Annotated in this window: 10 protein-coding genes; 3 read left to right on the top strand and 7 right to left on the bottom strand. The window is 62.6% G+C overall.

Annotated elements, in window-relative coordinates:
• Window positions 1–1,199: 1,199 nt before the first annotated feature.
• The 3 genes from C4K38_RS21135 to C4K38_RS21145 form a co-directional block, all read right to left on the bottom strand.
• Entirely contained in the window at window positions 1,200–2,615 is a 1,416-nt protein-coding gene (locus C4K38_RS21135) for an HlyD family type I secretion periplasmic adaptor subunit (protein WP_053280040.1), read from the bottom strand.
• A gap of 92 nt (window positions 2,616–2,707) precedes the next feature.
• Window positions 2,708–4,846: a type I secretion system permease/ATPase gene (locus tag C4K38_RS21140; protein WP_053280041.1), complete on the bottom strand. Its 2,139-nt coding sequence runs from the start codon at window positions 4,844–4,846 to the stop codon at window positions 2,708–2,710.
• Between the two features lie 132 nt (window positions 4,847–4,978).
• Window positions 4,979–6,391, bottom strand: a complete 1,413-nt coding sequence (locus C4K38_RS21145) for a TolC family outer membrane protein (RefSeq protein ID WP_053280210.1) — start codon at window positions 6,389–6,391, stop codon at window positions 4,979–4,981.
• Window positions 6,392–6,747: 356 nt separating this feature from the next.
• Between C4K38_RS21145 and C4K38_RS21150 the strand changes: the two genes are divergently transcribed.
• Genes C4K38_RS21150 through C4K38_RS21160 form a run of 3 tightly spaced genes read left to right on the top strand, consistent with a single transcriptional unit; the run spans window position 6,748 to window position 10,804 of the window.
• Window positions 6,748–7,221: a (2Fe-2S)-binding protein gene (locus tag C4K38_RS21150; protein WP_053280042.1), complete on the top strand. Its 474-nt coding sequence runs from the start codon at window positions 6,748–6,750 to the stop codon at window positions 7,219–7,221.
• Window positions 7,218–9,512, top strand: coding sequence for a xanthine dehydrogenase family protein molybdopterin-binding subunit (locus C4K38_RS21155; RefSeq protein ID WP_053280043.1), 2,295 nt, complete (start codon window positions 7,218–7,220; stop codon window positions 9,510–9,512). The genes C4K38_RS21150 and C4K38_RS21155 overlap by 4 nt, the downstream gene beginning before the upstream one ends.
• Entirely contained in the window at window positions 9,509–10,804 is a 1,296-nt protein-coding gene (locus C4K38_RS21160; RefSeq protein ID WP_053280044.1) for a cytochrome c, read from the top strand. Before C4K38_RS21155 ends, C4K38_RS21160 begins: the two co-directional genes overlap by 4 nt.
• A gap of 78 nt (window positions 10,805–10,882) precedes the next feature.
• Here C4K38_RS21160 and C4K38_RS21165 read toward each other — a convergent pair whose 3' ends face one another.
• The 4 genes from C4K38_RS21165 to C4K38_RS32745 all read right to left on the bottom strand — a co-directional run bounded on the left by C4K38_RS21165 (window position 10,883) and on the right by C4K38_RS32745 (window position 13,490).
• Window positions 10,883–11,140 (bottom strand): bacteriocin immunity protein, encoded by a 258-nt coding sequence (locus C4K38_RS21165; protein WP_053280045.1) that lies wholly within the window; start codon window positions 11,138–11,140, stop codon window positions 10,883–10,885.
• A 7-nt stretch (window positions 11,141–11,147) separates the two neighbouring features.
• A complete protein-coding gene (locus C4K38_RS21170; RefSeq protein WP_053280046.1) occupies window positions 11,148–11,426 on the bottom strand; it encodes a bacteriocin immunity protein in 279 nt (92 codons plus the stop codon).
• Between the two features lie 81 nt (window positions 11,427–11,507).
• Window positions 11,508–11,762 carry a bacteriocin immunity protein gene (locus C4K38_RS21175; RefSeq protein WP_053280047.1) on the bottom strand — a complete coding sequence of 85 codons (255 nt, stop codon included), beginning with the start codon at window positions 11,760–11,762 and terminating at the stop codon, window positions 11,508–11,510.
• Between the two features lie 231 nt (window positions 11,763–11,993).
• Complete coding sequence (locus C4K38_RS32745) at window positions 11,994–13,490, bottom strand: methyl-accepting chemotaxis protein (RefSeq protein ID WP_053280048.1); 1,497 nt, start codon at window positions 13,488–13,490, stop codon at window positions 11,994–11,996.
• Window positions 13,491–13,615: the final 125 nt, after the last annotated feature.

The raw sequence follows: 13,615 nt of genomic DNA on the forward strand, positions 1-13,615 counted from the left end.
TTATTAAGTCTTGACGCCCCTCTCCCTGAGGATGGTTTTGACTTTCTTTGGCTCCATTGAAAATGGCATCGTACTGCGCGCTGAGAGATTCAACGGCGTTGCTGGCAGGCAAGAAAATATTATCGGCAGTGAAGGCAACAGAGCTATCAAAGGCCTTGAATGCCGGATCCAGCAAGCGTTTTTCATCAATCCAGGCATTCAACTCTTTCACCGGACCGAACTCTGAAGGCAGATAGGCCAAGGTCATAAGGGCATGAGAGGCTCCAGCCATGACCGCGGCAAATTCGACGGACCCGGTCTTGTCAAAAAAGTAATCCCCCACTTGCATGGAGGAATCACCTATTCGCGCATCAATTTCCGGTCCCCATGTGGTTTGGATATAGCCGCCTATTTTCACGCCTACAGCAAAAGAAAGCGAAAGCCGCGCCAGTGCCGCATTACTTGTTTTCAACGCAATCAACGAAGCAATATCTGCGTAATTATCCAGGCCCGCAGTGCCTTTGGAAAATTTATAAATGGCAGATGCGAGCACCAGTGGAGCAGTAATCGAGCTCGTAACAGTGCGCCCCGGAGTATCCAGAAACGAGGCCAGGCCATTAGCGATAGTCCCGTAGTCTCCCGCAACCTCCAGCGGGTTGCTTTTCTCTTTCTTTGCATCGTCGCGAATGCTTTTTACCGCGAAAGAGTTATCTATCAACTCCGCGATACGTTCCATTTGACTGACTGACAGCGTCATCACTACTCCTTACTTATTCATGACTGACAAATAAAGCACTACACACCCCGTAAAAAACCCGAACAGCGAAAAGTTCGCCAACACATATATTCGGGAGATATAAACGAGGAGTTTCGCCTTCCTTTCAGAAAGGAAAAGCCCTATAAAAATATTTACACAAACGAGCGCCTTGAGATCAGGATAGATCTCGACAAAGTACGAATCTGGCGTATCAAAAACAAACTTCATCAGCAAAAAAACAATCACGCCAGACAATATAGAGTACAGAAAGTATTTACTATAAAAAGTCCGCTGTTCCAAACTAAGCAATTCCATGAACCGCCTCCTCACTCAAACACTCAGGGCAAATGCCTCTACCGCTTTAATATCTGAAAGCTCATAAGGCTTGTGCTCCTGAAAACCACCGACCTCATAACGCTCGACCCCATCCGCCAGCGCCAAGGGCTCTTCCCGCGCAACAGCCCTAGCGCTCTCGCAAACTCTCATCCACATGCTGTTGCAACGGGCTCAGGAAGTAGTCGATCACCCGGCGCTGGTCGGTCTTCACTTCCGCGGTAATCGACATGCCCGGCGACAGCGCCACGCGTTGGCCGTTGACCAGCAGGTGGTCGGACTTCAGGCGAATGCGGCTGCTGTAAATCAGCCCGCGTTTTTCATCTTCGATGGCGTCGTTCGAGACGCTGAGCACTTCGCCGTCGACGGTGCCGTATTTGGTGAAGGTGAAGGTTTCCACTTTCACCGTGACCGGCTGGCCGGCGCGGACGAAGCCCACGTCCTTGTTTTCCAGCATCGCTTCCACTTCCACCGGCTGGTCCGCGGGCACTATGACCATCAGCGGCTGGGCCGGGGTGACCACGCCACCGACGGTGTGGATCGCCAGTTGTTGCACGGTGCCGTCCACCGGGGCCTTGAGGCTGGTCAGGGTTTTCTGGTAACGGGCCTTGGCCAGTTCCTGGACCAGGCTTGCGGCTTTCTGATTGGCTTCCTGTTGCAGGTCGAGCATGGCCCGGCGGTTCTGCGCGACCACGCCTTCGCGTCGGCGCCGCGCCTCGCCCTGGGCAGCGGTGGACTGCAAGACACTGGCCTGCTGCACGCTCAGCTGGCGCAGCAGGTCGAGGCGCGCCTGTTCCTTTTCCAGGTACTCGTGGCGCGCCACATACTGTTGTTCCAGCAGCCGTCGGTAGTCCTCGGCCAATTGCGTGGCGATCGGCACGGTTTGCCGCAGGCTGGCCACCTGGGCCTGGGCGGACTGGATTTCGGCGCTGCGCTGGAGGATTTCCGCGTCCACCAGCTCCAGGTTGCTGCGGTACTCCTGATACTGCCCCTGCAACCAGCGCTGGGCACTGAGCACCTGCTCCGGGTTGGCGTTGGCAATCGCGCCGATCAGCGATGCCGGCGGCTGTTGCTGATTGATCGCGTCGAGCATCGCCGCGCCACGGGCGCTGTCGACCCGGGCCGCCAGCAGCTCGCTCTGAATCCGCCTGACGTCGGCATCCGCCGCCGTCGGGTCGAGTTCCACCAGCAGCTCGCCGACTTTCACCACCTGGCCGTCACTGACATGGATCGCCCTGACCACCGCCGTTTCGCTGGACTGAATCAGCTTGGTCTTGCCATTGGGCACTATCTTGCCCGGCGCGACCGCCACCACTTCGATCTTGCCGATAAAGGCCCACAACAAGGCCAGCACGGCAAAGCCCAGGATGCTCCAGACAAAAATCCGCGGCGCCGGATGCACGGGGGTGTCCTGCAGCTCCAGGGCGGCGGGCAGGAACTGCGCCTCATGGGGCAGGCGCTGCACGCTGTCCATGCTTTTGCGCTGGCGCCAGGCGTGTTGCCAGGCGTCACGGTAGCGCTGCAATAACGAAGGAGTGGCGCTCATGGGCAATCGGTCCTTGAATCCGGATGGCATCCAGCCCCGCCCCCTGCGGCGAGGGCCCGGGCTGGACAAATAACCTGTGAATCGGGCGCTGCTCAGCCCTGCTGCATACGGTGCAGGCGCGAATAGTGGCCGGCCTGGTGCGCCAGCAGTTCGGCATGGTTGCCCTGCTCGACGATCTGTCCGCGATCGACCACCAGGATGCGGTTGGCATCGCGTACCGCCGACAACCGGTGAGCGATGATGATCACCGTGCGCCCGGCGCAGATGCTTTGCATGTTCTGCTGGATGATCCGTTCGGACTCGTAGTCCAGCGCACTGGTGGCCTCGTCGAAAATCAGGATCCGTGGGTTGCCGATCAGGGCCCGGGCGATGGCGATGCGTTGCCGCTGGCCGCCGGACAGCGAGGTGCCATGCTCCCCGACCATGGTGTCGTAGCCTTCGGGCAGCTCCAGGATGAATTCGTGGGCCCCGGCCATGCTGGCAGCATGCATCACTGTTTCCAGCGGCACGCCCGGATCGCTCAGGGCGATGTTTTCGCGGATGCTGCGGTTGAACAGCATGTTGTCCTGCAACACCACGCCGATCTGCCGGCGCAGGGAGGAAACGTCCGCCAGCGCCAGGTCCATGCCGTCCACCAGCACCCGCCCGCGTTCGGGCACATACAGGCGCTGGAGCAGACGGGTCAGCGTGCTTTTACCCGAGCCGGAACGCCCCACCACGCCGATCACTTCGCCGGCGGCGATCTGCAGGTTGATCCCGCGCAGGATCTCCGAACCGTCGGCGCGATAACGGAAATGCACCTGGTCGAATTCGATCTGCCCCCTGAGGGGCGGCAAGGCGCTGCGGGTGGCTTGGGACAGCTCGGTGCGGGTGTTGAGGATATCGCCCAGGCGCTGCACGGAAACGCCGGTCTGCTGGAAGCTGGTCCACAACTGCGCCAGGCGCATGATCGGGCCGCTGACCCGACCGGCCAGCATGTTGAAGGCGATCAGTTCGCCCACCGAAAGCTGCCCGTCGATCACCAGCCGCGCGCCCAGCCAGAGGGTCGCCACAGTAACCAGTTTGCCGATCAGCGACACACTCTCGTTGGCGATGGTGGACAAGGTCTGGGTCTTGAACCCGGCCGCGACATAAGCGGCCATCTGGTTGTCCCACTTGCGGATCGCCTGGGGCTCGACGGCCATGGATTTCACCGTGTCGATGCCATTTACCGTCTCCACCAGGAACGCTTGGTTCTCCGCGCCGCGCGTAAAACTGTCCTGCAAGCGGGCGCGCAACAGCGGGGTGACAAACAGCGAGACCAGCACGTACAGGGGCAACGACAACAGCACCACCAGGGTCAGCCAGCCGCTGTAGTAAAACATCACCAGGATGAACACCAGCGAGAACAGCACGTCCAGCAACAAGGTAATGGCGTTGCCGGTGAGGAAGCTGCGGATGTTTTCCAGCTCGCGCACCCTGGCCACCGAATCGCCGACCCGGCGCGCCTGGAAATACGCCAGCGGCAGGTTGATCAGATGACGGAACAAGCGCGAACCCAGCTCCACGTCGATCCGGCTGGCGGTATGGGCGAATACGTAGCTGCGCAAACCGCTCAAGGCCGACTCGAACAGCATGATGCCCAGCAACCCCGCGGCGATGACATCCAGGGTGGTCAGCCCGTGGTGCACCAGCACCTTGTCCATCACCACCTGGAAAAACAACGGCGTCACCAGGGCAAACAGCTGCAGGGCAAAGGACACCAGCAGCACTTCGCCGAGTAGCTTGCGGTATTTGACGATGGCGGGAATGAACCAGGTGAAATCGAACCGCGAGGTTTCCCCCGGCAACCCGGCCTCGGAACGCAGCAGCACCAGCTCGCCGGTCCAGCGCGCGGCCAGGGCCTCGAAGGAGATGACTTCAGGACGATCCGCACGCGGGTCCTGGATCAGCGCCTGGCCTTGGTCGAGCTTGGCAATGATGAAGAATGTGCCGTCGCCATCGGCCGCGATCGCCGGCAATGGCGTGCGCTCCAGGCGAGCGATGGAAGTGCTGACCGACTTGGCCTTGAGCCCCAGCTTGCGGGCGGCGAGCAGCAGTTCGCGCTGGGTGAACGGCTGGTTCTCTGGAGCGAATTCGTGGGCCAGTTGCTCGGCGGATGCCGCCACCGAATGAAACCGGGCCAGCATCACCAGACAGACCAGGCCCGTGTCTGGCGTGGGCGACTCGGCGCCCCTTCCTTGTTCGCTCATAAGCTTCCATGCATGCCGCGTTGCGGCCGTAAAGTCCTAATATTTCAAGATGTTATATCAAACCCGAAACAATTAGTATCAATACGACATCATTGATTGAGATTTATTTCACTCTTTTGTATGAATCGCCCGTCAGAGCGCCTTGCGCTCCTGCGGTGGCAGGAAATCCCGATCGGCGTCGTAGTCTTTCGTCAGGTACATCGCCAGGTCGCTCAGGTCCTTCGGGCTCAGGGTTCCCGCCGCCTGCTTGAGCTTGAGGGTGTCGATGATGTAGTCGTAGCGCGCGTTGTTGTACTCACGCACCGCGCTGTACAGCTGGCGCTGGGCATTGAGCACATCCGCGGTGTTACGCGAGCCCAGGTCCCGCCCGACCTGGTTGGCCTTGACCGAAGCCTGGCCGGAACGAATCGTCTGCCGGCGGGCAATGACCTGCTCGATATCGGAATTCACCGCGCGGTAGAAATTGCGTGTGTTCTGCACCACTTCGCGGCGGCGGTCCTCGCGCTCGTCTTCACTCTGGGCCAGCCGCTCGGTCGCTTCGCGCACCTGGGAACGGGTCATGCCGCCGGAGTACAGCGGAATATTCAGCTCCAGGCCGATGCTGCTTTGCGTGACATTGCCTCGATAGCCATCCCGCCCGAAGTCGGTGGGGTTGCTGTAGCCGAAGCTGTCGTTTTCACCTTTGCGCCAGGACGCCACCGCATCGACGGTCGGCGCATAACCGGCCTTGCGCTGGCGATTGGTTTGTTCGGCGGCAATCACCGCGTAGCTGCTGGCCTGCAACGCCAGGTTCTGGCGCACCGCGCGGCTGACCCATTCGTTGGCATCGTTGGGCACCGGCAGTTCCACCGGCAGTTGATGCTGAATCCCCTCGATCGTCGAATAGTCCTGGCGGGTCAAGCGGGACAAGGCCTCGAAGGCATCCTCGACCTTGCGCTCGGCGAGTTTGCGATTGGCGCCGGCGTTGTCGTGGGCGGCCTGGGCGTCGAGCACATCGGTGATGCTCGAGGCGCCATTCTCCAGGCGGGCCTGGGCCTGTTGCTGCTGACGCTTGAGCGCCGCCTCCTCGGCCTTGGCGGCGGCGAGCAGGTCCAGGGCGCGCAAAGTTTCGAAATAGGCCTGGGCCGTGGTCAGCACCAGCCCCTGCTCCTTCGCGCCCAGTTCAAGTTCGGCCTGGGCGGTGCTGGCATGGGCCGCTTCCAGTTGAAACCAGCGATCGGCGCGAAACAGCGGCTGGTTGAGATTGGCCTGGAATACTGTGGTACTGCGGGTGCGGGTCAGGCCGGGCTCATCCCGTTCCAGACGCACCGATTCCAGGGTGCTGCCTGCATTGAGCGTGGGCAGCAAACCGGCACGGGCCTGGGGGACGCTTTCGCGCTGGGCCTGGTACTCGTGGCGCGCCGCGGACAGCTGGGCGTCATGCTCGACGGCCTGGCGGTAAACCTGCAGCAGCTCGGCGCGCTGGGCGCCTGGATCGGCGAAAGCCGGTATCGTCACTATTGCCAGGATGAGCAAGGGCGAGAAAAAACGGGGGGAGTGAGTCATAACAATCCATGTCGCATTCGGGTAAAACGGTTCAGCCAGGCTGATCAGGGCGCGCATCCTACGCCGTGCCCAAGGCTGTCACAAGCGACAATTATGGCTAGTAGCCATCATTTTCTCAGGAGTTTCCTCAGATAAAACCGAATCACTCCCTGGCTTTGGCCTACAAAAAACCAGAATCGTCTTATTTATCGACCCACCACAAACCCCGCATGCTTCGCCCCCGCCAATCTGCCCAGCACCTGAGCCCAACCTTGTTGTCCAGTCCCTGAACGGGACGCGTTGCCGGCTCACACCTGCCCTGACCGCTGTCGCGTTCTCCGCGCGCCACGCCACTCACTCACAGGACCCAAGCTGCCATGACTTTTATCCTCAACGGCCGCCGCCTTTTACTGGATCAGCTGCCGCCAGACACTCCACTGCTGTATGCCCTGCGCAACGACTTCGGCCTCAATGGCCCCAAGTACGGCTGCGGCCTGGGACAATGCGGCGCCTGCACGGTGCTGGTGGACGGTGTCGCCGCCCGCTCCTGCACCCTGCCGCTGTCCAGCGTGCAGGGCAAACAGGTCACCACCCTGGAAGGCCTGAAGCAGGAAGAGCACCTGCACCCGGTACAACAGGCATTTATCGATGAGCAGGCCGCGCAATGCGGCTATTGCAGCAACGGCATGATCATGACCCTGGTGGCGCTGTTCGAGCGCGAACCCGAGGCCGACGAGCAACGGATCAAGAACGAGCTGGCCTACAACCTCTGCCGCTGCGGCGCGCACTTCGAGATCCTGCAAGCCGCGGCCAGGGCCCGCCAACTGCTGGCAGAGCGGGGTCGACCATGAACGACCTGCCGTTGACCCGTCGCCGCCTGCTCCAGGCCGGCGGCCTGATCATGATCAGTACCCTGCTGCCCAAACCCTTGCTGGCCACGGCCGATACCAAGAACCCGGCGGCGCTGCCAGCGGACCCGACGCCGGACCATGTCGACAATTTTATCGCCCTGGGCGCCGACGGCCGCGTGACCGCGTTCTGCGGTCATGTCGATCTCGGCACCGGGGTGCGCACCGCGCTGGCGCAGATCGTCGCCGACGAACTGGATGTCGACTTCGAGCAGGTACGGATGATTCTCGGCGACACCGCCAGCACCCCGGACCAGGGCCCGACCATCGCCAGCGCGACCCTGCAGGTCAGCGCCCTGCCCCTGCGCCAGGCCGCCGCCCAGTTGCGCCGGTGGCTGCTGGAAGGTGCAGCGGAAATCCTCGACCAGCCGCTTGCCGGGTTGCAGGTTGAACGAGGGCAGATCTACGCCAGCACTCGCCCCACACGGCGCCTGAGCTATGCCGAACTGGCCCGCGGGCAGGACCTGCACCTGCCCCTGGACCCGCGCGTCGAACTCAAGGCCGTCGGCGCCAGTCGTTATGTCGGCCAGTCCACCCCGCGCGTGGACATCCCGGCCAAGGTCAGCGGCCAGCTGACCTATGTCCACGACCTGCGCCTGGACGGCATGCTCCATGGTCGCGTGGTGCGCCCGCCCTACCCCGGTGCCGATGCCAGCGCGCCCTTGGGCCATGCACTGATCGCGGTGGATGAGGCATCCATCGCGCACTTGCCGGGCATCGTCAAACTGGTGGTGATCGGTGACTTTGTCGGCATAGTCGCCGAGCGCGAGGAGCAGGCCATCGACGCCATGCGCCAGCTCAAGGTCCAGTGGAAACCCTGGAACGCGCTGCCCGATCTGCGGCCGGACATTCTGCGTGAAACGCTCCTGGCCCACCCCAAGCAGGACCGCGTGCTGCGCGACGATCCCGGTTTCGACAGCCACCTGGGCAAGCTCAACAGCCCGCTCAATGTCGACTATGTCTGGCCCTATCACCTGCATGCCTCCATCGGCCCGTCCTGCGCGGTGGCGATGATCGACGCCGAACGGGCCGAGGTCTGGGCCGGCAGCCAGAACCCCCATGACCTGCGCAAGGACATCGCCCTGCTGCTGGGGCGCACGCCGCAACAGGTGCAGGTCAACCGCATGGAGGCCTCCGGCTGTTACGGACGCAACTGCGCCGACGACGTGGCCGCCGACGCCGCCCTGCTGTCCCAGGCGGTCGGGCGGCCGGTGCGGGTACAACTGATGCGCGAACAGGAAGCCGGCTGGGAACCCAAGGGCACCGCGCAACTGATGCAGGTCCGCGGTGGCCTCGACGGCAAACGCGAAGTGGCCGCCTACGAATTGAAGACCTGCTACCCCTCGAACAACGCCCGGACCCTGGCGCTGCTACTCACCGGCACCGTCGCCAACCGCCCCGACATCCAGCAGATGGGCGACCGCACGGCGATCCCGCAATACCGCTTCCCGCAGATGCGCATCGTCTGCCAGGACGCCGCACCGATCGTCCGTGCCTCATGGATGCGCGGGGTCTCCGCGCTGCCCAATGTCTTCGCCCACGAATCCTGGATCGACGAACTGGCCTACATCGCCCAGCAGGACCCGATCGCCTTCCGCCTGCGCTACCTGGACGACCCGCGCGCCCTGGCGCTGATCGAGGCGCTGAAAAAGCAGGCCGGCTGGCAGGACGGTAGCGCCCACCGGCACCCGGCGCCGCCGTCGCAGGAATGGGTCAAGGGCCGGGGTTTTGCCTATGCCCGGTATTTCCACAGCAAGTTCCCAGGCTTCGGTGCCGCCTGGGCCGCGTGGGTCTGCGACCTGAGCGTCAACCGGCGCACCGGGCAGATCCGCCTGGACAAGATCTTCGTCAGCCACGACTGCGGGCGCATGGTCAACCCGGCCGGGGTCCGGCATCAGGTGCACGGCAATATCGTCCAGTCGTGCAGCCGGGTGCTCAAGGAATACGTCGGCTTCGACCGCAGCGGCAGCACCTCCCTGGAATGGGGCGGTTATCCGATCCTGCGCTTCGACGAACTGCCGGAAGTGGATGTGCAACTGCTGGACCGCCCAGAAGAGCCGTCCATGGGCGCCGGCGAATCGGCCTCGGTGCCCAGCGCCGCAGCCATCGCCAATGCGATTTTCGACGCGGTCGGCGTGCGCCTGCGGCAAGTGCCCTTCACCCCGGAACGGGTGTTGCAAGCCTTGCAGCGAGCTCCCGACACTGACCGCCTTGGCCAGGAGGCTCGCCCATGAGCACATTCAAGACCATCGCCGGCTGGAGCCTGGCCGCCTTGAGCCTGGCCGTCACCGCGGGCGTGTTCCTCAGCTGGCAGCCGGCGATCGCGCCGCTGGACAATCACGACATCCAGTACTTCAGCCATGGGCAAGTCGCCAAGGGCGAGCAACTCGCGGCCCTGGGCGATTGCGCGGTCTGCCATACCGCGCCGGGCGGGGCGCGCAATGCCGGCGGCCTGGCCATGCGCATCCCGTTCGGTACCCTGTACAGCACTAACATCACCCCCGATCCGGAGACCGGGATCGGCAGCTGGTCCTATCCGGCCTTCGAGCGCGCCATGCGCCACGGCATCGACCGCAACGGGCGTTACCTGTACCCGGCGTTTCCCTACACCGCCTTCACCAAGACTCGCGACGAGGACCTCAAGGCGCTCTACGCCTACCTGATGAGCCAGCCGCCGGTCCGCCACCAGCCACCGCAGACCGACCTGCATTTCCCCTTCAATATCCGCCCGGGCATCCTCGCCTGGAACTGGCTCTATCTCAGGCCCGGCGCCCTGGCCGACGATCCCGGGCGCAGCGCCCTGTGGAACCGTGGCGCCTACCTGAGCGAGGGCCTGGGACACTGCAGCGCCTGCCACTCGCCCCGCGACCCGTTGTTTGGCGAACGCGGCGGCCGGCGCCACCTGAGCGGCGGCGTAGCCGAAGACTGGAGCGCCCATGCCCTGGCCGGCGGCAAGGCGCCGCTGGCCTGGACCGAACAGGACCTGCTGGACTTCCTGCGCCACGGCTACAGCCCGCGCCACGGCGTCGCCGCCGGCCCGATGGCGCCGGTGATCCACGAAGGCCTGGCGCAACTGCCGGAGGCCGACCTGCAGGCCATTGCCCATTACCTGTCCAGCCTGCAGCCGGCCAGCGCCACGCAAGGCAGCGCCGACACCCTGAACCACCAGGCCGAGCAACGCACCGAGCCCCTCGGCTCCCCCGGCGCCCGCCTGTTCTCGGGAGCCTGCATGGCCTGCCACGCCCAGGAAAAAGGCCCGACCCTGACCGGCGTGCGCCCCTCCCTGGCCCTCAACAGCAACCTCTACGCCGACAGCCCCGACAACGCCATCCGCGTGATCCTCGAAGGCATCGCCCAACCGGCCAACCCGGAACTGGGCTACATGCCCGCCTTCCGCCACAGCCTCGACGACCAACAGATCGCCGACCTGCTGACCTTCCTGCGCCAGAACCTGGCGGGCCAGGCCCCCTGGAAAGAAGTGCAACAACGCGTCGGCCAGATACGCGCCAGCCTGCCTCCCGGCTGACCCGTTCCCGGCCATGAAAAAGCCCCGCACGGGCGGGGCTTTTTATCGGTTCTGTCTGGTGCTCAACAAGGTGGGGCATCACGCCTTGAAGCCTGGCAAACCGTTCGCGACCCGCCATGCTTTCACGATCTGAGTGACGCCTTCGGGCGAGTTGTCTGCACCCTCTTCGGGGTAGTAGATAAGGTCGGAGCCTGCCGGGTGCTGGCTGACCTTTTCAAAGTGCAGCAGAAGCACATCCGCCCTAGCGTCCGTTTCATCTTCTTCGTCTGCTTTACGAAGCTCCTCCAAAAGCTCGATGAACTCAGATTCTGTGTAATCAGAGAAGTTGTTTTTCATAAGCACCTTAACCCTTGAACCCTGGCAAACCATTTGCAGCCCGCCACGCTTTCACCTCACTCAATACCGCCTCAGGACTGTCTTCAATACCGTTTTGATCCGGGTAGTAAATGAGTCCATAACCCGCCGGGTGTCCTGTGACTTTCTCAAAATGATCGGCCAGCGTACTCAGATAATTTTCGAGCTGAGCCCCTTCCAGATCGTTGGTTTCACTGAAGAACTCATTGATCAGCTGTAGGAACTCACACTCTGTGTAGTGCTCAAGCCGGGTCTTATCTAAAGACATGGCAGCTAACCTTGAGCGATGCTTTGGGAGATCTCACTTTTGATGAACCTGATATCAGAAGCTCGCCCTCGCCTTTGATCATCACTGTTTGAATCCCGGTAGCCCATTCGCCATACGCCACGCCTTCACAACTCGCGTAATGTCTTCGGCGGTTCCCTTTGAACCGTCCTCCGGGTAGTAAATCAAATCGGTGCCGTCTGGGTGACCGGTAATCTCGCAGAACTCTTCTAGAAGATCGTCAAGCACATCGTCGGTTGCGGTCTTGTTAGCGGCGAGCAGTTCATTCAGATAGCTGACAAATTCGTCTTCGGTAAAGTCAGTGATGTTGTTCTTCATTGATAAACGTCATCCTTTTCGGTGAATGTCGATGTGATGTTTCGGTGTAACGACACTCAGGTTGTCGATATCTCAAGTTGGCGAAACAGCTCGCCCTTGGAAACGTGGAGAACTCTGAGATTGACGTCGACCGGTCTGAATGACCTGTAGTCCGGACTCCGGTCAGGGCCTTCAAACCAGCAACAATGATGGCGCCCGCTACTTATCGGCAAACAGGCGCCACTCCCCCCGTTACTTGTGAAACGTCTGCCCCAACGCCTCCAGGCGAATCGCGATCGGCGGCAGGCGTTGGCTGCTCAGGGCCAGGTTGCTCATGTCGTCGGCGGTGTTCTGGGCGATGGCCTGGACCGAGTGCAGGCGGCCGACGATGTCGAGGCTGGCGCTGGATTGTTCGCGGGTGGTGCTGACAATGCGGCCGTTGAGTTGGTCGATATGGGAGATGTCGGCGCCCACAGCCTGGAACATCGCGGAGGCCTGGCGGCTGTCTTCGACGCAGCGCTGGGCGCCTTCGCGGCTGTCGTGCATGGCTTCAGCGGCCTGGCGGCTGCCCTGTTGCAGGGCTTCGATGATGGTCTTGATTTCCTGGGTGGACAGCGCGGTGCGCTGGGCCAGGTTGCGCACCTCATCGGCGACCACGGCGAAACCGCGGCCCTGCTCGCCGGCGCGGGCGGCCTCGATGGCGGCGTTGAGGGCCAGCAGGTTGGTCTGGGCGGCGATGCTGCCGATCACTTCCAGCACGTTGCCGATCTGTTCCGCCTGCCCCGCCAGCCGTTGCACGGTTTCGTTGGTGCCGTTGATGCGTGACGCCAGTTGAGTGATTTCCGCCTGGGCGCGGTCGACGCTTTGCTGGCCGCGGCTGATTTGCGCGCTGGCCTGCCCCGCGCGCTCGACCGCCTGCTCAACGTGCACCGCGATGTCGCCCATGGCATCGCCCATGCGCTGCATGGAGCCGGTCATCTGGGTGATTTCCGTCAACTGGTGCTGGGCGCCCTGCTCCAGGGTCTGGCTGGTTTTCGCCAGGTCCTGGCCCAGTTCGCGCAGGCCGTGGGTGTCGCGCACCACGCCATCCACCAGGGCGGTGATCTGCTGCATGAAGTGGTCGAAACGCTGGGCCAGCGACACATGCACCTTGCCGCTTTCGCCCTGATGAACCTCGACCGTCAACTGGGACGTGGCGGCGAGCATCTTGTCCAGCATGTCCTGGCTCTCCACCGCGTCGGCATGGCTGTGCACCGCCAGGTACAGCAGGATCACCGTCTCCACCACCACATAGAAGGCGTGCACCGCCACCATGCCGAAACCGCCGTGATGGGCCATGACGTAGACCGGGAAGCCCTGGTGCTGCAGCACATGAAACAGCACGTGATGCAGGGCGATGGTCACCGCCGCCAGCAGAATCGGCAGCCAGTCGCGATAGAAGGTCAGCACCGCCAGCAGCACGAAAATGCCGAAGTGCGCTTCGATCAAGCCCTTGGCCTGGTTGATGTGCAGTGCCGCCATGAGCATGAAGCCGATGGCGATGCAGCAGCGCATCAGGCGCGTGCCGCTGATAACGCGGTACAGCAGGCTCAGCACCAGGGTGGTATCGCCGCCCACCAGCAGCGCCTGGGTGAAGGTGTCGTGCCAGAACGCCAGGCCCAGCGCATAGGCGAACATCAGCCAGATCAGGCCCATCATGATGCGGTCGGCTTTACGGTAATGCTCGAGAAAACGCGGGGGGAAAGCCATGCACTCTTACTCCATGTACGTGACGGGAAGAAAAACGGCAGAGGGCAAAACGGGGTGACCGCTTTCGGCGAGCGGTTCAGTCAGCAACGATAGTGGCAAATTGCCTAAATCGCCTTCCAACTATC

Origin of the sequence: Pseudomonas chlororaphis subsp. piscium (assembly GCF_003850345.1) — a bacterium.
GTDB lineage: Bacteria > Pseudomonadota > Gammaproteobacteria > Pseudomonadales > Pseudomonadaceae > Aquipseudomonas > Aquipseudomonas piscium.